This is a genomic window from Bilifractor sp. HCP3S3_D3 (genome assembly GCF_052063915.1).
In the GTDB taxonomy this organism is placed as follows: domain Bacteria; phylum Bacillota; class Clostridia; order Lachnospirales; family Lachnospiraceae; genus Bilifractor.
The window spans coordinates 47,607-71,697 of the sequence record NZ_JBQHWP010000011.1; the positions used below are offsets into that span (position 1 = coordinate 47,607).

The 24,091-nt window shown below is 51.3% G+C and carries 16 protein-coding genes and 1 pseudogene; 11 read left to right on the forward strand and 6 right to left on the reverse strand.

Annotation, left to right across the window (positions count from 1 at the left end):
- The first annotated feature begins 235 nt into the window (after positions 1 to 235).
- The 3 genes from ACTNDI_RS08100 (at position 236) to rsmA (ending at position 6,833) form a co-directional block, all read left to right on the forward strand.
- The gene (locus ACTNDI_RS08100; protein WP_441100459.1) at positions 236 to 2,734 is read left to right on the forward strand and encodes a glycogen/starch/alpha-glucan phosphorylase; all 2,499 of its coding nucleotides are present in this window, start codon (positions 236 to 238) and stop codon (positions 2,732 to 2,734) included.
- Between the two features lie 83 nt (positions 2,735 to 2,817).
- On the forward strand, positions 2,818 to 5,661 hold the full coding sequence (locus ACTNDI_RS08105) for a hypothetical protein (protein ID WP_441100460.1): 2,844 nt from the start codon (positions 2,818 to 2,820) through the stop codon (positions 5,659 to 5,661).
- A gap of 230 nt (positions 5,662 to 5,891) precedes the next feature.
- The gene (rsmA, locus tag ACTNDI_RS08110; RefSeq protein WP_441100461.1) at positions 5,892 to 6,833 is read left to right on the forward strand and encodes a 16S rRNA (adenine(1518)-N(6)/adenine(1519)-N(6))-dimethyltransferase RsmA; all 942 of its coding nucleotides are present in this window, start codon (positions 5,892 to 5,894) and stop codon (positions 6,831 to 6,833) included.
- Positions 6,834 to 7,029: 196 nt separating this feature from the next.
- On the opposite strand, the gene ACTNDI_RS08115 is transcribed toward rsmA, so the two are convergent.
- From ACTNDI_RS08115 to proS, 5 genes are all read right to left on the reverse strand, one after another.
- The gene (locus tag ACTNDI_RS08115) at positions 7,030 to 7,608 is read right to left on the reverse strand and encodes a ferritin family protein (RefSeq protein WP_441100462.1); all 579 of its coding nucleotides are present in this window, start codon (positions 7,606 to 7,608) and stop codon (positions 7,030 to 7,032) included.
- 121 nt (positions 7,609 to 7,729) lie between these two features.
- Entirely contained in the window at positions 7,730 to 8,188 is a 459-nt protein-coding gene (locus ACTNDI_RS08120; RefSeq protein WP_441100463.1) for a Fur family transcriptional regulator, read from the reverse strand.
- A 259-nt stretch (positions 8,189 to 8,447) separates the two neighbouring features.
- The gene (gene nrdG, locus ACTNDI_RS08125) at positions 8,448 to 8,972 is read right to left on the reverse strand and encodes an anaerobic ribonucleoside-triphosphate reductase activating protein (protein ID WP_441100464.1); all 525 of its coding nucleotides are present in this window, start codon (positions 8,970 to 8,972) and stop codon (positions 8,448 to 8,450) included.
- Positions 8,973 to 9,486: 514 nt separating this feature from the next.
- The gene (gene nrdD, locus ACTNDI_RS08130; RefSeq protein ID WP_441100465.1) at positions 9,487 to 11,721 is read right to left on the reverse strand and encodes an anaerobic ribonucleoside-triphosphate reductase; all 2,235 of its coding nucleotides are present in this window, start codon (positions 11,719 to 11,721) and stop codon (positions 9,487 to 9,489) included.
- Between the two features lie 471 nt (positions 11,722 to 12,192).
- Positions 12,193 to 13,632: a proline--tRNA ligase gene (gene proS / locus ACTNDI_RS08135; RefSeq protein ID WP_441100466.1), complete on the reverse strand. Its 1,440-nt coding sequence runs from the start codon at positions 13,630 to 13,632 to the stop codon at positions 12,193 to 12,195.
- Positions 13,633 to 13,893: 261 nt separating this feature from the next.
- Between proS and ACTNDI_RS08140 the strand changes: the two genes are divergently transcribed.
- Together ACTNDI_RS08140 and ACTNDI_RS08145 are read left to right on the forward strand one after the other, a co-directional pair.
- On the forward strand, positions 13,894 to 15,240 hold the full coding sequence (locus tag ACTNDI_RS08140; RefSeq protein WP_441100468.1) for a CCA tRNA nucleotidyltransferase: 1,347 nt from the start codon (positions 13,894 to 13,896) through the stop codon (positions 15,238 to 15,240).
- A 256-nt stretch (positions 15,241 to 15,496) separates the two neighbouring features.
- Positions 15,497 to 15,835 (forward strand): HU family DNA-binding protein, encoded by a 339-nt coding sequence (locus tag ACTNDI_RS08145; RefSeq protein WP_441100470.1) that lies wholly within the window; start codon positions 15,497 to 15,499, stop codon positions 15,833 to 15,835.
- 271 nt (positions 15,836 to 16,106) lie between these two features.
- On the opposite strand, the gene ACTNDI_RS08150 is transcribed toward ACTNDI_RS08145, so the two are convergent.
- Entirely contained in the window at positions 16,107 to 16,745 is a 639-nt protein-coding gene (locus ACTNDI_RS08150) for a hypothetical protein (RefSeq protein WP_441100472.1), read from the reverse strand.
- Between the two features lie 272 nt (positions 16,746 to 17,017).
- Here ACTNDI_RS08150 and ACTNDI_RS08155 point away from each other — a divergent pair.
- The 6 genes and pseudogenes from ACTNDI_RS08155 to hpt form a co-directional block, all read left to right on the forward strand.
- A pseudogene (locus ACTNDI_RS08155) lies at positions 17,018 to 17,347 on the forward strand (MATE family efflux transporter); the annotation flags it as partial.
- A gap of 300 nt (positions 17,348 to 17,647) precedes the next feature.
- Complete coding sequence (locus ACTNDI_RS08160) at positions 17,648 to 19,735, forward strand: clostripain-related cysteine peptidase (RefSeq protein ID WP_441100473.1); 2,088 nt, start codon at positions 17,648 to 17,650, stop codon at positions 19,733 to 19,735.
- 594 nt (positions 19,736 to 20,329) lie between these two features.
- Positions 20,330 to 20,569: an RNA-binding S4 domain-containing protein gene (locus ACTNDI_RS08165; RefSeq protein ID WP_441100474.1), complete on the forward strand. Its 240-nt coding sequence runs from the start codon at positions 20,330 to 20,332 to the stop codon at positions 20,567 to 20,569.
- A gap of 310 nt (positions 20,570 to 20,879) precedes the next feature.
- Positions 20,880 to 21,290: an FtsB family cell division protein gene (locus ACTNDI_RS08170; RefSeq protein WP_441100475.1), complete on the forward strand. Its 411-nt coding sequence runs from the start codon at positions 20,880 to 20,882 to the stop codon at positions 21,288 to 21,290.
- 207 nt (positions 21,291 to 21,497) lie between these two features.
- Positions 21,498 to 23,225 carry a tRNA lysidine(34) synthetase TilS gene (gene tilS / locus ACTNDI_RS08175; protein WP_441100476.1) on the forward strand — a complete coding sequence of 576 codons (1,728 nt, stop codon included), beginning with the start codon at positions 21,498 to 21,500 and terminating at the stop codon, positions 23,223 to 23,225.
- Positions 23,226 to 23,425: 200 nt separating this feature from the next.
- Complete coding sequence (gene hpt / locus ACTNDI_RS08180; protein WP_441100478.1) at positions 23,426 to 23,968, forward strand: hypoxanthine phosphoribosyltransferase; 543 nt, start codon at positions 23,426 to 23,428, stop codon at positions 23,966 to 23,968.
- Positions 23,969 to 24,091: the final 123 nt, after the last annotated feature.

Sequence of the window (24,091 nt, forward strand, 5' to 3'; positions counted from 1 at the left end):
AGCGATTGATGATCGTATAATTAGAATGTCATACCTGTGGGATCGCGGGAGCGGCGGGCGCAGAGCGGTCCGCGGCTTTACAGTTTGCCGAGAGATGTGGCGTATGGCTGTTTCACTCAGGTGAGCGTCGCGGCAGCGGGACGAAAACCGGAGAAGTGGCAGAGCGCATGTATTCCGTTATCCGCGGATACGCCGGTGCGTTTCCGGCAGTGTTTTTTCAGTGAAAGGGGAAAGAATGCTTAATCCGATATTCAAGAAAGATAATTTCAAGAAGGAAGTTAAAGATGAGATCAGAAGACTGTTCCGGACGACTCTGGAGGAAGCGAGCAATCATCAGATCTACCAGGCGGTATGCTATGTCGTCAAGGATGTCATTATCGACAACTGGATGGCGACCCAGCAGACCATGAAGAAGGATGATCCGAAGATCGTTTACTACATGTCGATGGAATTTCTGACCGGAAGATATCTCGGCAATAACCTTCTGGCGCTTACCGCATACGGTGAGGTAAAGCAGGCACTGGATGAGATGGGAATTGATCTGGATGCCATCGAGGATGAAGAAAGAGACCCTGCACTTGGAAACGGCGGACTTGGAAGACTGGCTGCCTGCTTCATGGATTCGCTTGCCACCCTCGGCTACACCGCGTACGGCTGCGGAATCCGTTATCACTATGGCATGTTCAAGCAGGAGATCAAGGACGGCTATCAGATTGAGAAGCCGGACAACTGGCTGAAGGACGGAAGCTACCCCTTCGAGCTGAAGCGTCCGGAGTACGCGAAGGAGATCAAATTCGGCGGGTACGTCGCGGTCGACTACGATGAGAAAACCGGGAGAAATTACTACCACCAGGAGGGCTATCAGTCCGTTCGTGCCGTTCCCTATGATCTCCCGATTGTAGGCTACAACAACAATGTGGTAGACACCCTGCGTATCTGGGATGCGGAGGCCATCAATGATTTTTCGCTGGATTCCTTTGACAAGGGTGATTATTACAAGGCAGTGGAGCAGGAGAATCTGGCGCAGACGCTGACCGAGGTTCTCTACCCGAACGACAATCATATGGCCGGCAAGGAGCTTCGCCTGAAGCAGCAGTATTTCTTCGTTTCCGCAAGCATCCAGACCGCGGTGAAGAAGTTCCTGAAGGGACATGATGATATTCATAAGCTTCCGGAGAAGGCGTGCTTCCATATGAACGACACACATCCGACGCTTACCGTCCCGGAGCTGATGCGGATTCTTCTGGACGAGCAGCACCTGGAGTGGGATGAGGCCTGGGAGATTGTGACAAAATCCTGCGCTTATACGAATCACACCATCATGGCCGAGGCTCTGGAGAAATGGCCGATCGAGCTGTTCTCCCGTCTGCTTCCGCGTATCTATCAGATTGTCGAGGAGATCAACCGCAGGTTCTGTGAGGCAGTAAAGATCAAGTATCCGCAGAACAGTGATGAGAAGATCCGCAGCATGGCGATCATCTACGACGGCCAGGTGCGGATGGCAAACCTTGCAATTGTAGGCGGATTCTCGGTAAATGGCGTTGCGAAGCTTCATACCGAGATTCTGGAGAAACGTGAGCTGAAGGATTTCTATGAGATGTATCCGTGGAAGTTCTCCAACAAGACAAACGGAATCACGCAGCGGCGCTTCCTGCTTCACGGAGATCCGCTTCTGGCAGAGTGGGTAACCGGTCATGTCGGCAAGGAGTGGGTAACGGATCTGTCCACGATCAGCAAGCTTGCCATTTATGCGGATGATGAGAAGGCGCAGGCGGAATTCAGCAATATCAAGTACCAGAACAAGCTGCGTCTGGCAAAATATATTCAGGAGCACAACGGAATCGAGGTCGATCCCCGTTCCATCTTCGACGTACAGGTAAAGAGACTGCATGAGTATAAGCGTCAGCTGCTGAACATTCTTCATGTGATGTATCTGTACAATAAGATCAAGGAGCATCCGGAACTTCCGTTCTACCCGAGAACCTTCATTTTCGGAGCGAAGGCAAGCGCGGGCTATGAGCGGGCGAAGAAGATCATCAAGCTGATCAATAATGTCGCGGATGTGATCAATAATGACGCGAGCATTAAGAACAAGATCAAGGTTGTCTTCATTGAGGACTACCGCGTGAGCAACGCGGAGATTATTTTTGCGGCGGCGGATGTATCCGAGCAGATTTCCACCGCGAGCAAGGAGGCATCCGGAACCGGAAATATGAAGTTCATGCTGAACGGCGCTCTGACGCTGGGAACGATGGACGGCGCAAATGTGGAGATCGTCGATGAGGTCGGTGAGGATAACGCCTTCATCTTCGGACTGACTGCGGAGCAGGTCATCGATTATGAGAAGAACGGCGGCTACGATCCGATGCAGTATTTCAACAACGACGCCGATATCCGTCAGGTTCTCATGCAGCTGATCAACGGCATGTATTCCAACGGAGACATGGAGATGTTCCGGGACATCTACAATTCCCTTCTGTACCCGCAGAACGGAAACCGCGCAGATGTTTACTTCATTCTCGCGGACTTCAAGTCCTACGCGGCCGCTCAGGAACGCGTGGAATCAAAGTACCGCAATTCGGAGGAGTGGTACAAGAGCGCAATTCTGAATATTGCACATTCCGGAAAGTTCAGCTCGGACCGCACCATCCAGGAATATGTCGATGATATCTGGAAGCTGGACAAGATCGAAGTGAAGTCATCTGATTTTCACGGAGAGGTTTCACCGGAATAACCAGTTGTGCCCGGGGAGCGCAGGCAGCGCATGGATAAGGGGTTTCAAGGAGTATAGATAATATTAACGGGAGGCGATAAACCTTGGATAAAGAGGAATATCATCAGAAATTAGACGAACTGACGGCTTATGTCAGGGAGAAGGATTATGAAAACGCCCTGAGCATCGTCGATTCGATTGACTGGCGCCGTGTCAAGAGCATTAACACCCTGAACATGGTGGCAGATGTATATGAAGTGAATAAGGACTATGAGAGCGCTAAGGATATACTGGTTCTCGCGTACAGCCGCGCCTCCATCGGGCGTAATATTCTGTACCGCCTGGTAGAAGTCTGCATCCGTCTGCATCAGATCGATGAGGCGGAAAAATATTTCCGGGAATTTTCCAAGGTCGCCAAAAACGACAATTCACGCTGTCTTCTGCAGTATAAGCTGTTCAAGGCAAAGGGCGCGCCGCTGGAGGCACAGATCGATGTTCTGGAGGAATACAAGGAACGGGAGTATACCGAGCGATGGGCTTATGAGCTTGCCGTCCTGTATTCGAAAGCAGGTGATACAAAGAAGTGCGTGGAAACCTGTGACGATCTGATTCTGTGGTTCAGCGAGGGCAGATATGTCATGAAGGCGATGGAGCTCAAGAAGCAGTACGCGGCTCTGACACCTTCACAGGAACAGAACTATAACCGGATGAAGGCAGCGGCAAACCGCAGGAAACAGGAGCAGAGCGCAGGGGCGCCTTCTGAGGATACAGAGAGCACAGAGGAGGACGCTTCCGCGAGAGCCGGCATATTTAAGGAAGAGGAAAGGGAAGTCCCGGAATCTTCCTCATTCATGAAGCGTGACAGAAATCGCGCGGAAGCCGTTGGTTCTATGGAATCCGACAATCAGAGCTCCGGAAGAGGAACGGGTTCGGAGCAGGAGCATCCGGCAGAGTCCGCGGCAGTGGAATTCAAGGACAGACTGGAAAAGGGCTTCCATCATGTAATACACTCCTTTACAGAGGAAAGTGTTGATTCCGGAAGAAATCGGGATCAGAATGCTACCGTCGATTCCGGAAGGAATCCGGGCCGGTATGCGGGATCTGATCTTCGCGGAACTTCAGATGCCGGACGGACAGCCGATACAGAGAGATACTCAGATGAAGATCTGCGATCGGATTTCCGGAGGAGCACTGACGAATCGCAGGCTTCGAGTGTCGGTGGAAGTGCGAGACCGTCGAATAATCCGGAATTAAAGCAGCAGAATTCTGTTTCAGAGAGAAAAATGACGCCGGCGGCTGCCGCAGCCGAGAAGGCGCGCAGAGAAGGAACCAGCAGGAAGATGAATACCGGAGATTTTAATCTGGATGCATTTCTCGCTGAGACAGCAGGATCCTTCTCGAGTGAAATCGCGGCGGGAGCTGCGAAGAAGGAGACGGCAGGCACTGCGAAAGCAGATGCTCCGGCGGAAGAAAGAGGTGCTTCAAAAGCAGAGGCTGCCGCGAAGACGGCAGATACCGTGAAAGCAGAGACCCCGGTGGAAGAGACAGGTGCTTCAAAGGCTGAGGCTGCCGCGGAAAAGGCAGATACCGTAAAAGCAGAGGCTCCGGTGGAAGAGGCAGAGGCCGTCGAAATCGAGACTCCTGAAGCAGAAGCTGAGATTGTAGAGGAAAAGGTCTCTGACGGGACAGGGGTTAAGACCGGGACCCGGTTTGAAGAGGCTGAAGTAGTCGAGGAAGAATCACCGGAAGAGGCCGAAGTGGTCGAGGAAGAATCACCGGAAGAGGCTGAGACGGTCGAGGAGGAGACAGAAAAATCGAAGGATCTGGCGGGCGGAATCCGCCTCCGTGATCTTGAAGAAGAAGACCTGTCCAGAGAGGTCACACCAGAGACACTGAAGGCTGGGGCTGGGACTGAGACAGAAGGAACCGCTGCAGGCGCCGGAAGCGTACCGTCGAAAGAGGTCAGAACAGATGAAGCGTCAGCAGACACCGATTCTGCGAAACCAAAGAAAAAGGAAATTCATTACATCGAGGAGCTTGAGATTCCGGATCCGCAGCCAAGCGAGGAAGAGAGAGCATCTCATACGCATACGATACCTCTGGATACCATCGGTGCTAACACTGTACCGATTTCAATCGACAAGATCCTGAGTGAAGAAACTCCGGAGGAGCGCCGGATCCGTATCATGAACCGGGCAAAGCCGACGCGGATGAATGAGGAACAGCGCAAGATCTTCACATATTTTGCAAGAATCCCCGGAATGGACGCTCAGATTCTGGAAGCGATCAGCTGTGTATATGAGCATGCAGGTGAGAAGACATCCCTTCACGGCAATATCGCGGTCATGGGGGCTCGTGGAACCGGAAAAACCCGTCTGACACACGGACTCGTCGTCGCGATGTGCAAGGATCTCGGCATGGATGCGGCAAAGGTTGCCAGAGTCAAAGGCGCTGATCTGAATGAGAAGGATCCTGCGAAGGTTGTAGCCAGAATGGCGGGCGGATTCTTCGTTATCGAGGATGTCTCGGGGATGAACGAGGCTACCGTTGAGAAGCTGAGCCAGGCTATGGAATTCCGGACGGACTGCATGATCACAATCATCGAGGATGAGAAGGTGGCGATGCGTGCATTTCTTAAGAAATATCCGCGTTTTGCCGCGAAGTTCGACCGAGTCATCTCTATTCCTGTCTTCACAAACGATGAATTGATCACATTCGCCAGAACCTATGCGACAGAAAATGGTTATAAGATCGACGACATGGCGATCCTTGCGCTTTACACCATGATCGGCAATATGCAGACAGAGGAAGAGCCTGTGACCATTTCGATCGTGAAGGACATGATTGACAAGGCGATCAGCCGCTCCTCGGCGAAGCGCCGCAGAAGCAGGAAAAACAAAAAGGATAAATGGCTTGTGCTTCAGGAGAAGGATTTCAATCTTACCTGAACAGGCAGAGAATCTCTGGCCGCACCGGAAACGAAGCCGGCGCGGCCAGCTTCATAAATCCGTCGGCGCCTGCTTGCGGAGCAGGGACAGCAGAACCAGGGATCTCAGAACCGGAGACCGCAGAACTGGAGACCACAGAACCGGAGATCGCAGAACCGGAGACCACAGAACCGGAGACAACACGACCAGAGACAGCGTCATGCTGTATTTTTTTTCAGGGGACAGAGGAATTGAGTGAATCAAGAAAAGAGCCCTGGCTCGGTACGCCGGCCAGAACAATTGAAATATTGCAGAAGTACGGCTTTCGATTTCAGAAGAAATACGGTCAGAACTTTCTGATCGATCCCCACGTGCTGGAGAAGATAATTCGTGCTGCAGGGATCGGACGGGATGACTGTGTGGTGGAGATCGGACCGGGAATTGGAACACTCACCCAGTACCTTGCCTATGCTTCACGTGAGGTGTATGCGGTGGAAATCGACCGCAATCTGATACCGATCCTGGAGGACACACTTTCGGACTGGGACAATGTGACGGTTATCAATCAGGACATTCTCACAATTGATCTGAACCGCTTTGTGGAGGAGCACAACGGCGGAAGACCGGTTAAGGTTGTGGCAAACCTTCCATATTACATCACGACCCCTATTTTGATGGAGCTTCTTGAGAAGAAGGTTCCGCTGGAGTCCGTGACTGTCATGGTCCAGAAGGAGGTCGCGGAACGGATGCAGGCATCCCCTGGAACAAAGGATTACGGGGCTCTGTCGCTGGCAGTTCAGTATTACTCCAGACCTGAAATTGTGGCAAATGTGCCTCCGAACTGCTTCATGCCAAGGCCGAACGTAGGAAGCGCGGTGATCCGTCTGACCGGCAGGTCAGCGGAAGAAAGGGTTCAGGTGCAAGATGAAGGACTGATGTTCCGTCTGATCCGTGCCTCCTTCGCGCAGCGGAGAAAAACGCTTTTCAACGGACTGAGAAACAGCCGTGAGCTTGATTTTTCCAGAGAACAGATTGAATCTGCCATGGAGAAATGCGGGCTTTCGGAGAACATCCGGGGCGAGGCACTGGATCTGAAGCAATTTGCGGATCTTGCGGACGCATTGTCCGGCAAGGAGGACACTGCGGATTATGTGGATTCCTCGTCGGGAGTAAAGCATACTCCGGTTACATGACAAATATTTTTCAGGCTATGCAGTCTTCAGCAACAAAACTGCTATATCCCTGAAGATGGGTAAATCTCTGGCTGCCTGGCACCCTTTGGCAGAATACCATATTTCCGAATACAAAAAACTCCCCGGCATCAGCTGTTCGCTGCCTTGACAGCGTTCAGATGTGATGCCGGGGAGTTTATATATCAGTTTTCTCGGATTATTCTCCGAAATATCTCTTCAGAAGTCCCTCGAATGCCTTGCCATGTCTTGCCTCATCACGAGCCATCTCATGAACAGTGTCATGGATTGCGTCCAGATTCTCAGCCTTTGCTCTCTTTGCAAGCTCGAACTTTCCTTCGGTTGCGCCATACTCAGCCTCTACACGAAGCTCAAGGTTCTTCTTTGTGCTTGTGGTTACAACCTCGCCAAGGAGCTCAGCGAACTTGGAAGCATGCTCTGCCTCTTCATGAGCAGCCTTCTCATAGTACAGACCGATTTCCGGATATCCCTCGCGGAATGCTACACGGGCCATTGCCAGATACATTCCAACCTCAGAGCACTCACCTTCGAAATTAGCCTTCAGGCCTTCCTTGATATCTTCCGGAACGTCAGCGGCAATGCCTACTACATGCTCGGCAGCCCATGTGCGCTCAGCAGTCTCATCGATCTTTACAAATTTGGATTTCGGCTGTTTGCAGGTCGGGCACTTCCAATCAGCAGGAAGATCCTCGAACTTTACGCCTTCAACCTCTTCATCATAGATGTGTCCACATACTGTACATTTCCATTTAGCCATTTGAGTTACCACCTTTCTTAAAGAAAAATTGTGCTGTCGTTTTACCTCCTCAGGGTAATCGGACAAAAACCATCATAACCAACTGAAACAATTACACAACAAATCTTATTGGAGTGACAGCTTATGCTGTGGGCTGAATCCCGACGGGGTGCTGCGTCTCAGAAGAATATTCTTCTTCAGACAGGTTCATCGCTTCCTTTTTCTTGCAGTCTGCGCAGATCCCGTAGAAAACAATACTGCAGCTTTCAATTTCGCCGTCAAAGCGGCGGGCTGCTTCCTCCTTGAACCGTTCCGTATCCACAAAATCCATATCTGTCATAGCTCCGCACCTGCGGCAGATAAAGTGATCGTGCGGAAGGACGTTTCCGTCGAACCGGTCCGCGACACCGTCTGCGGCAAGCTTCTGGATTTTGCCAAGATCAGATAAAAGGGAGAGGTTACGGTATACAGTTCCAAGACTGATATTCGGAAATTCCTTCCGTATATCCGCAAAAATCATATCCGCTGTGGGGTGATCCTTGCGATTCTGGAGATTATTGTAGATAGCTTCCCTCTGGCGGCTGTGTTTCAATACTGCCATGCCTTTATCCTTTCTTTAAAATAATAATGAGAACGATTACTGTTTATAGTATAGGCCTGACCTCCCTTGTTGTCAACAGGTAATTCAAAAAAGTTTTCTTTTTCTTTTCTTTTTTTTGGGGGCTTATACCAGGCAGTGATGCTTTAAAAGCTTTGCCCTGGTATAAGCCCCAAAAAGATGATTTAAAAGCTTTGTCCTGGATGATAAAAGTCTGGGAAAAAAGTCAGGCTTACCTGGTGCGAGTGGGCGGTGATAAGGATCATTTCTTAAGATTGTGCTTCCGTTCCTCAGGAGCCTTGTACCCATGCAGGCCGATGAGCCGCTGGTTGCGGCTTCCGCGGAAGAGAAGGGTGACGTCCTTCTGCGCTTCAATGAACTCACCGTCGACGATGAGGTCGATGTAGGAGAGCATCTCGTCCGTGACATCGGTGTATACTTTGCCGCCCTCCATCAGATCGACATCATAGGTGTAGCCGGTGTAGCACCAGATATCCTTGGAGGGGTATGTCTCACGGATCCGCTTCAGAAGTCCGACAAGGACCTTCTGGTTCTCCGGTTCAAAGGGTTCGCCGCCCAGAAGCGTGAAACCCTGGATATAATCCGGTCTGAGAGCCTTCAGAATATCTTCTGTGGTTTCTTCGGTAAAAGGCGTTCCATAATTGAAATCCCAGGTCATGGAATTAAAACAGCCCTTGCAGTGGTGCCTGCAGCCTGAGACGAAGAGGCTGACTCTGACGCCCGGGCCATCCGCTATGTCAAACTCCTTGATGTTCGCGTAATTCATAGACACAATCCTTTCGTAAATACTTGTTCAGTTTCTTTAAAAAACATTTTTGACACCTGATGAATTGTTTGACGGATTAACTTTTGCATTATTTTTTCAGACGAAAAAATATACTGCAGAAAGAAACTGTCACATGCCGCCACAAGCTCCGGCAACTCCGGATCATCCCGCGATCACCTGCTTTATGATGCGCGATGCAAAAGAAACCGCCGCACCGGCCGCTTCCATGATTCCGTGTGTCGCCTGGTCCGCTCTGGTGTTCCGGATGACGGAGTCGGGCAGTAGATGCTGCCGGAGACACATGCGGGAGACATATATTCATGGAAGGTGGCTGGTGTGGCGGTCTCAATCAATTCGTAGCTTATACCTGTCAGCGGCACGGAAGCTGTGAGGCAGCTCTCGTGCCACGGGGACATATACCGTGCGAAGCACGGAGCAATCCGCAGCATATACAGTGTGTGGCACGGCCTATCGTATGAGGTTTACTGTATATTACAGCGCTAAAGAACACAGATTATAGATGAAGGACTCTGTCCTTGATTTCCTGTGTGCGGCCCTGGTTCCAGAACTGGGTTCCGATGTATCCGCAGGTGCGGCGCGCGACGGACATCTTGCTCTGATCGGTGTTTCCGCAGTTCGGGCATACCCAGATCAGTTTTCCGTGCTTGTCCTCCTTGATCTGGATCTCTCCGTCATAACCGCAGACCTCGCAGTAATCGCTCTTGGTGTTCAGCTCAGCGTACATGATGTTGTCGTAGATGAACTGCATCACCGAGATTACGGCGGGGATATTGTCCTGCATGTTCGGAACTTCGACATAACTGATGGCTCCGCCCGGGGAAAGCTTCTGGAAATCGGCCTCGAACTTAAGCTTCTGGAAGGCATCGATCTTCTCGCGGACGTTGACATGGTAGCTGTTCGTGATGTAGTTGTGGTCGGTGACATCCTTTATCACGCCGAAGCGCTTCTGCAGGCACTTCGCGAATTTGTATGTGGTGGATTCCATCGGGGTTCCGTACAGGGAGTAGCTGATATGCTCCGCGGCACGCCACTCGGCGCACTTGTCGTTCAGGTGCTGCATAACCTTGAGGGCGAACGGTTTTGCCTCAGGGTCGGTGTGGCTCTTTCCGGTCATGTATACGCACATCTCATAGAGACCCGCATATCCGAGACTGATGGTGGAGTAGTTGTTGTACAGGAGCTTGTCGATGGTTTCGCCCTTCTTCAGTCTCGCGAGCGCGCCATACTGCCAGAGGATCGGGGCAACATCGGAAGGTGTCCCCAGAAGTCTCTCGTGGCGGCAGCGGAGAGCACGGTGGCAGAGCTCAAGTCTCTCATCAAGGATCTCCCAGAACTTGTCCATGTCCTTCTTGGAGGAGCAGGCCACATCGACAAGATTGATGGTAACGACGCCCTGGTTGAAACGTCCGTAGTACTTGTGCTTTCCGTCGATGTGATTTCTGGATCCGGACTTGTTGTCGTTGTCGCAGAGACCTTCCGGTACACTTTCGTTGTCCGGTGTGAGGAAGCTTCTGCATCCCATGCAGGGATATACATCGCCGTTTTTGTATTCCTTCATCTTCTTGGCGGAGATGTAGTCGGGAACCATGCGCTTTGCGGTGCATTTCGCCGCAAGCTCGGTGAGATAGTAGTACTTTGAGTCGGGATGGATATTGTCCTCGTCCAGAACGTAGATCAGCTTCGGGAAAGCAGGGGTGATCCATACACCCTTCTCGTTCTTGACACCCTGCATTCTCTGAACCAGAACCTCACGGATGATGGCGGCGAGATCGGTTCTCGTCTGTCCGTCCGGAACCTCATCCAGATACATGAACATGGTTACGAAGGGAGCCTGTCCGTTGCAGGTCATCAGAGTGATGAGCTGGTACTGGATGGTCTGGATGCCGCTCTTGATTTCTTCCGCAAGGCGGCGCTCAGTGATGAGGTTGATAATCTTCTCATCCATGTCCTCTCCGCATTCCTGACGCTCGGCGATGACCTCCTTGCGGATCTTCTGCCGGCTGATGTCCACGAAGGGCGCGAGGTGGGCGAGGGTAAAGGACTGACCGCCGTACTGGTTGGATGCAACCTGAGCGACAATCTGTGTGGTGACATTGCAGGCGGTGAAGAAGCTGTGGGGCTTTTCAATCAGGGTCTCACTGATGACGGTTCCGTTCTGCAGCATGTCCTCCAGGTTGATCAGGTCGCAGTTGTGCTCCTTTTGCGCGTAGTAATCGGAGTCATGGAAGTGAATGATTCCGGCTTCATGGGCCTGCACAATATCTTCCGGAAGGAGAATACGCTTTGTCAGATCCTTGCTGACCTCTCCGGCCATGTAGTCACGCTGGGTGGAGTTGATGACAGGGTTCTTGTTGGAATTCTCCTGCTTCACCTCTTCATTGTTCTGCTCGATCAGCGAGAGAATACCATCGTCCGTGGTGTTTGATTTTCTCGCGAGCGTCCTCTTATAACGGTAGCGGACATACTTCTGCGCAACCTCAAAGCCGCGCATCTCCATGATTCCGGTCTCTACCATGTCCTGGATATCCTCGACGTTGACCGCGTGAGGGGACTGGCTGACGCGGTCCGCGACATTGTCAGCGATCGCCTGAATCTGATACGGATTCATCTGATGAATCTTGTCGACTTCATTGTTGGCCTTTGCAATTGCGTTGCAGATCTTCGTAATGTCGAAGGTAACCTCTTCGCCATTTCGTTTGATGACATTTGTAGTAACTTTCTTTTCCATTTCTAATCCCCCTGGGTAGTGAAAAAACAGATTCTGGAACTCTGCCTGTTTGAATGTACTATATTTTGTTAAAAACAAAAAGTAGGGCACAACATCTTGTGTGCCCTACTATAATAACCTAACACTTGCAGAATGTGAAGGGGAAACTTGCGAAAAAAGTTCACAAGAAATCTCCGGTAAATTCAGCGTTTTTTAGTGTATAAGCTCTTCGAAAACGCAGAAGGGCTCGACGCACGCGAAGCGTGCGAAAGAGTCCGGATGCGATTTCGAAGGCAACAGGTATGAGGATGAAGCGCGAATGCGCGAAATCCGAATACCTGTTAGCGGCACGGAAGCTGCGGAGCAGCGAAGTGACGCGAAGCTTATACAGAGTAATAAAAGAGAGCTCTTCGAAAACGCAGAAAGGCACGACGCACGCGAAGCGTGCGAAAGAGTCCGGATGCGATTTCGAAGGCCATAACAATTATATTTTTAGTACGCTTTTGCCCAGATAACCTCATGCTTTGCCGGCTTTCCGCAGCATACACACCGGTCGCTGATCCTGATCTGCTTGAAGGGGATGCAACGGGAGGTAGCCGTGGTATCTGCCTTGATCTTGTTTTCGCAGGCTTCATCACCGCACCACATCGCTCTCACGAAGCCTGGCTTTTCTGCAACAGTTTTGCAGAAGGTGTCATAATCAGTCGCGTCATAGATATGGGTGTCCAGGTGCTCCTTTGCGCGGCGGAACATGTCAGTCTGAATGGTTTCAAGCAGAACGGGAACCTGCTGCGGGATCTCTTCGATCGGGACGATGGTCTTTTCGCGGGTGTCGCGGCGAACCAGAACAGCCTGACCCTTCTCGATGTCCTTCGGTCCGAGCTCGATACGGATCGGGATGCCGCGCATCTCCTGCTCGGAGAACTTCCAGCCGGGACTCTTCTCTGAATCATCGAGATTCACACGGACGCCGGCAGCGGCAAGCGCCGTTTTTACTTCGAGAGCCTTGTCCATGACGCCCTCGGCATCCTGGCGGATCGGAATGATCATGACCTGAACGGGAGCGATATGAGGAGGCAGTACGAGACCGCTGTTGTCGCCGTGTACCATGATCATGGCTCCGATGACACGGGTGGTCATTCCCCAGGAGGTCTGATGCACATACTTGAGGGTATTGTCCTTGTCGGTGAACTGTACGCCGTAAGCCTTTGCGAAGATGTCGTCAAAGTTGTGGCTGGTGCCGGACTGAAGGGCCTTTCCGTCGTGCATCATGGCTTCGACGGTGTAAGTGTGCTTTGCGCCTGCAAATTTCTCCTTCTCGGTTTTCTGTCCTTTAATTACAGGGATAGCCATATCCTGCTCCAGGAAATCGGCATAGACGTTCAGCATCTGAACGGTTCTCTCTTCCGATTCCTCTGCGGTTGCGTGAGCGGTATGACCCTCCTGCCACAGGAATTCACGGGAGCGGAGGAAGGGACGGGTTGTCTTCTCCCAACGCAGAACGGAACACCACTGGTTGTATAATTTTGGAAGATCTCTGTGGGAATGGATGTCTTTTGCATAAAAATCGCAGAACAGTGTCTCGGAAGTCGGGCGCACACAGAGACGCTCAGTCAGCTTCTCGGATCCGCCCTGGGTGATCCAAGCAACCTCCGGAGCGAAGCCTTTCACAAGCTCCGCCTCCTTGTTGAGAAGGCTTTCCGGGATCAGCATCGGCATATATACGTTCTGAACGCCGGTCGCTTTGAAGCGGGCGTCGAGATTATTCTGGATATTCTCCCAGATCGCATAGCCGGCGGGTTTAATCGCCATGCAGCCCTTTACGCTGGTGTATCCGATCAGATCGGCCTTGACGCAGACATCGGTATACCACTGCGCAAAATCGTCTTCCATCGACGTGATTTGCTCTACTAATTTCTTATCCTTTGCCATAGTGAACTCCTGATTATTTATCGATCATGTACATAACGGTACTTAATGTGGTTGCGGTTTCTTCGCGAACGCAATCAGCATAAATTCTAACCTCAATAGAAATGGTTGTCAAGGCTGACGGTACTGCTTCGCTTGACAGTCTCTTGACAGGCTGACGGTACCGCTTCGCTTGCATCAGGCTGTAAAACGGATTATTATGGTAGAAGTTCAGACGGAGAAGCTCCGGAAAACTGAAGTGAGAGTGGAAAGGTACTTTGTAGTATGAAGATAAGAATACCGGCGACTGTCCGCATGGTTCTGGACAGCCTGCATGCAAAGGGATATGAAGCTTATATCGTAGGCGGATGTGTGCGTGATTCCATTCTGGGAAGAAGGCCGGAGGACTGGGATATCACGACGTCGGCGCTCCCGGAGCAGGTGAAGCGGATTTTTGTGAAGACGGTGGATACCGGAATCGAGCATGGAACGGTGACGGTGCTTGTGGGCGGCAGAGCGCATGAGGTGACGACTTATCGGATTGACGGTACATATAAGGACAGCCGTCATCCGGAGAACGTTACCTTCACGGCGAGTCTGCCGGAGGACTTGAAGCGCCGCGATTTCACCATCAACGCGATGGCATACAATGAGGAAGAGGGTCTGATTGATCTCTACGGAGGAATGGATGACCTGCAGCGCAGGTGCATCCGCTGTGTAGGAAACCCGGAGGAACGCTTTTCAGAGGATGCTCTTCGGATTCTGCGCGCGGTTCGTTTTTCTGCGCAGCTGAATTTCGGAATTGATCCGGAGACGATCGCGGGAATTGTAAAGCTGGCTCCGAATCTGGCGAAGATCAGTGCAGAGCGCATCTGCGCGGAGCTCACAAAGCTGATTACGTCGGACCACCCGGAGTATCTGAAGGTGGCTTATCAGGCCGGGATCACTAGGATCATCCTTCCGGAATTTGATGAGATGATGCGAACGCCGCAGAACAATCCGCATCACATGTACAGTGTCGGCGAGCATACTCTCGTCTCCATGGCGGAGGTGAAGAACGACAGAATTCTGCGTTTCACGATGCTTCTTCATGACGTGGGAAAACCGGCATGCAGAACGACAGACGCGAATGGAATTGATCATTTCAAAGGGCACGGAGAGAAGGGCGCTGCCATGGCTGTGAAGATCATGCGGCGGCTGAAGATGGACAACGACACCATCCGCCAGGTGCGGACGCTCATCATCTATCATGACTGGAGAGTAAAGCCGGATGAGAAGCAGGTCCGTCATCTTATCAATAAGGTAGGGAAGGATCTTTTCCCGCTCTTCATCAGGGTACAGGACGCGGATACGATGGCGCAGAGCGAGTGGAAGCGCGAGGAGAAGCTTCGCCGTGTGATCGGGGTGGCTCAGGTAGGAGAGAGGATTATCAGCGAGAATCAGTGCGTGGATCTGAAAGGCCTGGCGATTAACGGCAGGGATCTGATCAACGCAGGAATTCCGAAGGGACCGGAGATCGGCGTCTGTCTCCAGAAGGCACTGGAGCTTGTGCTGGATGATCCGGAGAAGAACAACCGGGAATTTCTTTTCGGCTTCTGTACGGGCTCGTCTGAAGAACGGAGCAATCGGTAGCTTGTACAGCATGTGGCATGATGTATCGCATGGCGGTTTATTGTACTGAAAATGCAGGTGAGAGAGCGGGCGTGAGTTCAGACGATTTTCAAAAAATGCCCTGATCATGACGAGAAATTTAAATTCAGACAGAGATCGTGAATCCGTGCGCAGGAAAAATCCTGTGCAAATCGGGAAAAAACAAAAAGGCGGTTGTCAGAAGCCGGAGGATGGTATAAAGTAAACTCTTGAGGATGCTTGAAACACCTGGATTTTCTTGACAAATCAGGCGTCTGAGAGTATAAAAAGACCATATATTGTAAATTTTAGGAGGAAGTATTACATGAACAAAACCGAATTAGTGGCAGCAATCGCCGAGAAAACGGGACTTTCGAAAAAGGATTCTGAGAAAGCTCTTGGCGCATTCATTGATACTGTAGCAGAAGCGTTGAAGAACGGAGATAAAGTGCAGCTTGTCGGATTTGGAACCTTCGAAGTATCTGAGAGAGCGGCGCGCAGCGGAAGAAATCCGCAGACAGGTGAGACCATCGAGATTGCGGCATCCAAATCTCCGAAGTTCAAGGCAGGAAAAGCTCTGAAGGACATGATCAAATAACAGCAGCTGCTGAAGAACGGTTGTTTTTTGTAACCAAAAATTTTTTATAATGTTCATGAACATTATAATTTGGTTCGAATGATTTTTGGAAAATCGTAATTGGCTGAAAAGCAAAAAAACGGGAGCTGGATTTCATGATCCGGCTCCCGTTCCATAATTAATTTTGAAACACAACAGAAAAGGGCGTGTGAAAAAACGAAATGTTTTTTCACACGCCCTTTTTACAAAGTGTCTTCCTGGAGATGGTCAGACTCTGCAAAGAACTGGCTTTTTACTGACCATTTGCCGCAAGTAAACCAACTGCAGTGCCAAAGTAAGTGATGGTCTGATCTGCATCCAGGTACTCCGCAGTGTAGGTAGTGCCATTCTGATCATAGAAAGCAGCAGAGCCGTCGTCTCCCTCAACACATCCGATGCTGAAGCTATTACCGGTATATACATCTGTTCCGTCCAGTACCGTCCACGTAATTCCGTCATCGCCGGATTCCTTCTGGGTTGCAGTGTACTGTCCGCAGAGGACGTCTCCGGTACCATCTGTATCCACAGTGATAAGTGCTACATAATTATTTGCATCCGGTCCCTGGAACAGAGCGAATACAAGCTCATTTCCGTTGTCATCCTTTGCGTACAGGCCAGTCTGAATCATATCAGCAGTAATATCGCCAAGAGAGAAGGTACCGTCCGAGGAAGTGCTTGCAGTATCCACGGAAGCGCTTGCGGACGCAACGGAGTCACCGGAAACATCTTCATAGCTGCCGGAATCTGCATAGCTGCTTGCGTCTTCTGTATAGCTGCCGGAGCTTGCAGATGCGCTGGATGCGCTGGACGCATTGCTGCCGGACCCGCATCCGGCGAGTACGGAAACGGAAAGTACACCAGTTACAAGAATCGTGACAAGTTTGTTTTTCATAATTTCTCCTCCTGATATTGTGGGCTAATTCCCGGATTTATTAGATTTGCCGTGGGACGATGGCTTCAGGATCTGTCTCATTTCACCAAAAGCCTTATCATCTTTTTAGGGAAGAAAGATGATGTGTTGTCTGCAATATCTTTAAACACATTATGCATGAACAGCGGCGTGTGAAAAAGTACAGCTTATCGACAAAAAAAATCAAAATTGGTACTTGACAATAGAAAAGATGATAGAAAAGGCGATAAAAAAGGCAGGAGCTTGCCGGTGCAGACGGCGTTGCCGCTTATGGGGCAATCATGTATATGGCGTTTATTTTTGCGGCGATTCTGATGGGGTATGCAAATGGAAGCGCCCCGATTGTTTCCTATCAGTATGGCGCCCAGAACCAGGCAGAGCTGAAAAATCTATTCAGAAAGAGCCTGGTTATCATCGGCAGCATGGATCTGATCATGTTTCTTCTGGCAGAGCTGTGCGCGGATCCTGTGACATGGATCTTTGTAGGATACGATCCGGGGCTTCATGCCATGACCAGGGCGGTTTTGGCAGGAACTGCGCTGGTGGTTCTTGTCCGGGCGCGGTTTTGGGAAAAGAAATATTAAATCTAAAAATTACACAGCATAAAACGATTTGTGTCAAGAACCGATTTTGCCGACAGCCGCCGCTTTTCCGTACTGTACTCCGGGGCCGTATTCTGCGAAAATACAGATGTATTCAGGAGGGCGCTGTTCCCATCCTGATTTTCGGACAGCCGGGGAAGGCAGACGGGCGTGTCACAGCCGCCATTGCAACCACCAGTCAGGACTTTTTTGCCGCAAAGCGTGCTTATGAGCAGTACCTTTTTTCCATCGCGGACGGGTGGAAGGAGACATAAAGGGATTCTGCTAAAGGAGAGTCAGAACATGAAAAGAAGATACGCAGCTCTGCTTATGGCAGCTCTGCTTGCCGCCGGGACAGGACTTACCGGCTGCGGACAGGAAGAGAACAGGAGCGCTCAGGACGTACAGGGTTATTCTGACAATGTGGCTGCACAAGAAAACGGGGCAGCCGATGCATCGGAAGAAGACGGGACTGAGGCAGAATTCCAGGCGGGACAGGCCGGAAGCGACCAGCCCGGATGGACGCTGCTCCTGTATCTGTGCGGTTCCGACCTGGAGAGCCAGGGAGCCATGGCCTCCATGAACATCGAAGAAATGTGCAGCGCCTCTGTCCCGGATGATGTCAATGTCATTGTGGAGACAGGCGGATCCTCGGAATGGAACTGGGAGGGGATTGATGCGGATGAACTTGGCCGCTACGAGCTCCGGGACGGAAGTCTGAATGAGGTTGGCAGCGCGGAATCTGCGTCTATGGGCGACCCGTCCACACTGGCCGACTTTATCAGCTGGGGGGTATCGCAGTACCCGAGCGAGCATTACGGGCTGATCCTCTGGGATCATGGCGGCGGGAATGCGGAAGGCGTCTGCTATGACGAGCTCTATGAGAATGACAACCTGACGCTGGAGGAACTGGAGGCCGCTCTTGGGAGTGCTTCCTGTACCTTTGATTTTATCGGGTTTGACGCCTGTCTGATGGCTAGCCTGGAGACGGCCAAGGTCGTGGACGGCGCTGGCTATTATCTGGTTGCCTCGGAGGAGACAGAACCGGGGGAAGGATGGGATTACGCGGCCATCCTGAATGCACTGGACGAGAATTCCGCCTTAAAAGGCGATGAGCTGGGGAAAGTGATCTGCGATTCCTTTCTGGAAAAGTGCATCCGGCTGGACTGCGAAGATGAGGCAACGCTTTCCGTTGTCAATCTGTCAAAGATCAGCATGCTGGACAGCGCTTTTGATGACTACACCGGGGGAATGGCTCTTGCGGCAGGCGATGTCCGGACACTGAACGATGTGGCCGGGGCCGCGGACAGGACAGAGTCATATGGAGGAAACACGGAATCCGAGGGCTACTGTAACATGGTGGACATGGCGAATCTGGTGGAAAATACGCAGGATTATGTCCAGAGCGACGGAACAGAGCTCCTGTCTGCTGTGGAAGATGCCGTAGTGTACGAGACCCACGGACAGAGCCGTGAAAATTCCAACGGACTTTCCGTCTTTTATCCGATCAGCGTCACAGAGGAAGAGCTTTCCGGTTACGTGCAGAACTCGGACAATACCCCTTACCTGCAGTATATCGCGGCGGTGACAGATAATTATGATTCTGTTGACTGGACAGAAGCCTGGAGCGCCTATCAGTCTGCGGGACAGGACGCGGAAGGCACCGGGGATGAGCTGCAGAGCCAGCTGTCAGACCTGGTTCCGGTAACTGGCAGCGATTTCGATATTCAATATGAACAGAGCCTGGATGAAGACGGGTTTCTGAATCTTTCTATCACCTCCGGGCTGGATGCGGTGAAATCGGTACATTTTCTTCTGTGGTATGAGACAGACGGATCTGAGGACGGAGCAGCTTCCGAATTTGTCTATCTGGGAGAAGACAATGATATCGAGGCAGACTGGGAGAGCGGGCAGTTCCGTGATAACTTCCGGGGCACCTGGATGACCGTCGGGGGAGAACCGGTAAACGCAGAACTGATAGAAGAAACGGACAATTATAATCTTTATTCCATTCCGGCAGAAGTGAACGGGGAAGAAACCAACCTGCGCGCCGTCTATGATTTTACGGAGGAAGCTTATCGGGTACTGGGCACCTACGACGGTCTGGAAGAAGGCGGAGATTCCATGACAAGCAGGGGGATTCATCCGCTGGAGGAAGGAGATGAGGTTGTCTTCCTTCTTCCCACTTATGAAGCCGACACAGACGAGGAAATCTGGTATTACACCGATGCGGTGACATGGTCCGATGATGTTGTCATGGAGGATGAGGATCTGGGCGACGGTTTCTTCCTGTACATGTATGAAATCGAGGATATGTTCGGGACAGAATATGATACCGACCCGGTTGAGATGCAGGCAGACGGAGATACTATTATTCCTTATGAGAGCTAGGAGAAGCTTTTTCCAGGGGGGCGGCAAGTCTCTTCATCAGATGCATACAGGATGTAAAGCTTGACGGAAAGCTGAACAGCAGCAAAAAAGGCCAGGGATGCAGTAAAGCCCGTGTACTGGCCGCAGAGAACATCACTGGTGCCGTCTGCATCGAAGGTGAAAAGAGAGACATAATCATTTCCGTCCGGAGGCGAAGAAAACAAAAATGTTGATGTCTTGAATATTCAAAGCGAATCACGTATAATGCTCCCAATGAACAAAATAAAAATTGTTCTTTAACAACTTCATAGATGTATTTTTATCATAGGCCGGATAAAGTGCATCAATATATAATGTTCATTTCGCAATAAGCGAACATAATCACATAGAGTAACGATAATACGTCACTTTATGACGATGGAGCAAAAAGTTTGTGAATTTTTGGTTACACGGTTGCAGAGCGTTATACAGGTGAAATGACAGGGTGGGACTGCAGCATGGCTGATCCATGCAGCAGTCCCATCCTGTCGTTCGGGCAGTGCCTGCATGACTCTTTAATACGGGTTGAGTTTCTTTGAAAACGCAGCCGGATAGCAGAAGACAGAAAGGAATGCCATGAGATTAGACAAGTATCTGAAAGTGTCGAGACTGATCAAGCGGAGAACCGTCGCGAATGAAGCATGTGATGCGGGGCGTGTCCTGCTGAACGGGAAGACGGCAAGAGCGAGCGCAGAGGTAAAGGCTGGTGACAGAATCGATATTCTCTTCGGAGAGAAGACAGTTTCTGTGCGGGTGCTGAATGTCCAGGAGACCGTCCGCAAGGAGGACGCACAGTCGACCTATGAGTATGTCTGACAACAGTGTCCGCAGGAATCTGTCTTACGACTGTGTCCGCGGGAATCTTGCTTTTTCAAAAACGGACTGCTATACTTCGTATAAGCTCCTCGAAAATGCGGATGGCCTGCGGTGTGGGAAGTGTTAAACAGACTGCCCGCGGTTTTGGTAACTATCCCTGGTTTTGCGGTATGCAAGGCAGGCGAGGGAATGTTAAGCGGACCGCCTGGGGGTTTTAAGGGGAGCGGTATGATGAAAGCGGATATCATTCTGAAGTGACGCGAAAGCGGCACAAACGGGATACCATATATTTCTGTGACAGGGGACCAGAATGCGTCAGAATAAGAAAACAATGTTGTGTATCATTGCAGTGGTGATCGCGCTGATGATCGCACTGATGGCGGGAAGCGCCAGGCTCAGCAGCAGAATCGCCGAAGGCAATACACAGATAGAAGAGCTCAAGAAGGAGACTGCGGCAGAAGAGAAGCGCACGGAGGAAATCCGCAGCGAGTCGGAATATATACAGAGCGATTCTTACAAGGAACAGGTAGCGAAGGACAAGCTGGGGCTGATCAAGGATGGAGAGATCATCTTCCGGGAATCGGATACAGCCGGAACAAAGGGTGATACATCCGCTTCTTCAGATTCTTCTACGTCGTCATCTTCTGCATCTTCGGAAGAAAAGGAATCCGGGACAGAGAATGCCGGCGGAGATACAGCATACAGTGGTGCCGGAGACTGATGAAACAACCGGGAGCCATATCCGATTCTGAGGATATGGCTTTTTTCAGTGATGAAAAGAAGAAAGCCGGACATTACGGGATGCGATATCCGATTCTGAGGATATGTTTTTTTCAGTGATGAAAAGAAGAAAGGCGGATATTAGGGGATGCGATATCTGATTCTGAGGATATGGTTTTTTCAATGACGGCGGATCGGGAGTGAACAGATGGATCTGATAAGAGAGGCGGATGCTTATATCCGCAGATTCCATATGATCGATGAGGGAGATGTGGTGATTGCCGGTGTTTCCGGCGGTGCGGATTCCGTCTGTCTCCTTCTGGTTCTGAACGCTCTAAGGGAGAAGAGAAGTTTCCATCTGGCGGCTGTGCATGTGAATCACAACATCAGAGGCGCGGACGCGGATGCGGATGAGGAATATGTGAGAACGATCTGTCGTGAAAGAAAGATCCCTCTGTATGTATATTCTTTTCCGGTCACGGAAATCGCGAGGCGGGAAAAGAGGGGACTCGAGGAGACGGGGCGGCTTCTGCGGCAGCAGGCGTTCCGGGATGCTGTGGGTAAGGCGGAGAGGCTATTCTTGTCGGAAGAGACAGGTGAGCGTGCAGATAATCCGAAACGAAGAAGGGTAACAGAAGTCCGCGGTCGCGGGGGTGCGGCAGAAGGAGTGAAGATCGCGCTGGCGCATCACGCAAATGATCTCGCGGAAACCGCACTCTTTCAGGCTGTTCGCGGAAGTTCTCTGGCAGGGCTCGCAGGCATCCGTCCGGTCAGCAGGATTGATGCCGCGTGGGATGACGCGCACGCGAAAGAGCTGATCCATCAACAGACGTCGTTGGAGGACGGTACGGCGTGGGAAGACGCGCGCACGGAAGAGCTGATGGTGATACATCCTCTCTTATTTGTGCGGCGAAGGGAGATAGAGGCGTGGCTTCGGGAACAGAACATCTGCTGGCGGACCGACGCGACAAACCTGGATGAAGGTTACAGCAGGAACTGTCTGAGACAAAGGGTGATTCCGTATCTGGAAGAGCATCTGAATCCGGAGGCGGTGCGTCACATTCGTGAGCTGGCCGAGGATGCGGCAGAGGCGGATGAATACCTTCATGCGGAAGCGCGAAAGCGGGAATCCGAACTGGTGGAGGTGGGTTCGAATGGCGATGGCGGCGTCATTGTTTTTCTGAAGGACGCGGTGATGCAGGAAGCAGAGATTATACAGCGTTATATTCTGATGGATGCTCTGGAGATGGTGTCCGGAAGAAAAAAGGACCTCGGGCGTGAGCAGCTGCGACAGCTCCGCGAGCTGTTCGGCATGTCCGCGGGAAAGGGAGTGGATCTTCCTTACGGGGTCCGCGCGGTGCGGCGATACGATGGAATCCGCCTTGTGCGTGGGGACGCGGCACTATCCTGTGGAAGCAGGGATCTTTCACGAGGAGGAACGGATCTATGCAGTGAGAGCAGAGATCTTTCACGCAGGGACGCAGAGCTATGCACGGAGAGAAAGGATCTTTCATGCCGAAGTTCAGATCTTGCGCAGAGCGCAGCTGTACCGGTGACGGGAGAAGGGACATTTTTTTTCAGAGGATGGAGGTTTACCTGCAGGCAAATGCGGGGATACCCGGGCGCAGAAAAGAAAATACCGCTAAATCGGTATACGAAGTACTTCGACTATGATAAAATAGGAACCAATATCGTATTCCGAACACGGCTTGCCGGCGACTGGATCGCCGTCACGGATACCGGGCAGACCAAGAAGCTGAAGGATTACTTTATAAATGAAAAAATTCCGCGGGATGAACGCGGAGAAATTCCTCTTCTGGCATCCGGCCAGCGGATTTTCTGGGTGGTCGGAGGAAGAATCAGCGGGGACTGCAGGATTACAGACAAAACAAAGAATATCCTGGAGATCACCGCGGAGGAAATGAAATGCCAATGAGGAAGCCGGACGGACGAAGAAAAGTCCGGAAAGCAGACGATTGTCCGGAAAAAGCAAAAGGCAAACGGCTGTCCGGGAGGGCACGAGACGACAGTCCGGGAAAGGCATGAGATGACAGTCCGGGAAAAGGCATGAGACGGCTGTCCGGATAAAGCGGGAAATAGTGTGATAATGATAATTTTATATAGGAGGATTTTCGAATGAGCGAGAAGGTATCGGTTTTGATTCCGGAGGAGAAGGTACAGCAGAGAGTTGCCGAGCTGGGCGCGCAGATCAGCAGGGACTATGAGGGCAGGACGATCACCATGATCTGCGTCCTGAAGGGCGGAGTGGTATTTATGTGTGATCTGGCGAAGAAGATCACCGTCCCGGTGACCATGGACTTCATGTCGGTTTCCAGCTACGGCGGGGGAACCTCTTCCAGCGGGATTGTGAAGATTGTGAAGGATCTGGACCAGAGCATAGAGGGCAAGGATGTGCTGATTGTGGAGGACATTATTGATTCCGGAAGAACGCTGAGCTATCTCCTGCAGATTTTCAAGAAGAGAAAGCCGAACAGCATTCGTCTGTGCACGCTCCTCGACAAGCCGGAGCGGCGCGTCGTGCCGGATGTGAATGTGGAGTACTCCGGTTTCCGGATTCCGGACAATTTTGTCGTCGGATTCGGACTTGACTACGATCAGAGATACAGAAATCTTCCGTACATTGGCGTCATTTCTTTTGATGACGAGGACGCCCGGTAATAGACGCGGGCATCGCGATAACGAGATGTCGATTTTCGCGCATGAAGAATAACAGCCCGGGGTTATAGACGCGGGTATCGCGATAACGAGATGTCGATTTTTGCGCATGAAGAATAACAGCCC

Bases quoted from the DNA above. Each gene is read 5' to 3' on its own strand.
- hpt (WP_441100478.1), top strand. From the start codon at position 23,426: ATGAGCGAGAAGGTATCGGTTTTGATTCCGGAGGAGAAGGTACAGCAG.
- proS (WP_441100466.1), bottom strand. From the start codon at position 13,632: ATGGCAAAGGATAAGAAATTAGTAGAGCAAATCACGTCGATGGAAGAC.
- ACTNDI_RS08115 (WP_441100462.1), bottom strand. From the start codon at position 7,608: ATGGCTAAATGGAAATGTACAGTATGTGGACACATCTATGATGAAGAG.
- ACTNDI_RS08170 (WP_441100475.1), top strand. From the start codon at position 20,880: ATGCGTCAGAATAAGAAAACAATGTTGTGTATCATTGCAGTGGTGATC.
- ACTNDI_RS08160 (WP_441100473.1), top strand. From the start codon at position 17,648: ATGAAAAGAAGATACGCAGCTCTGCTTATGGCAGCTCTGCTTGCCGCC.
- ACTNDI_RS08100 (WP_441100459.1), top strand. From the start codon at position 236: ATGCTTAATCCGATATTCAAGAAAGATAATTTCAAGAAGGAAGTTAAA.
- nrdG (WP_441100464.1), bottom strand. From the start codon at position 8,972: ATGAATTACGCGAACATCAAGGAGTTTGACATAGCGGATGGCCCGGGC.
- ACTNDI_RS08120 (WP_441100463.1), bottom strand. From the start codon at position 8,188: ATGGCAGTATTGAAACACAGCCGCCAGAGGGAAGCTATCTACAATAAT.
- nrdD (WP_441100465.1), bottom strand. From the start codon at position 11,721: ATGGAAAAGAAAGTTACTACAAATGTCATCAAACGAAATGGCGAAGAG.
- ACTNDI_RS08150 (WP_441100472.1), bottom strand. From the start codon at position 16,745: ATGAAAAACAAACTTGTCACGATTCTTGTAACTGGTGTACTTTCCGTT.
- tilS (WP_441100476.1), top strand. From the start codon at position 21,498: ATGGATCTGATAAGAGAGGCGGATGCTTATATCCGCAGATTCCATATG.
- ACTNDI_RS08165 (WP_441100474.1), top strand. From the start codon at position 20,330: ATGAGATTAGACAAGTATCTGAAAGTGTCGAGACTGATCAAGCGGAGA.
- ACTNDI_RS08140 (WP_441100468.1), top strand. From the start codon at position 13,894: ATGAAGATAAGAATACCGGCGACTGTCCGCATGGTTCTGGACAGCCTG.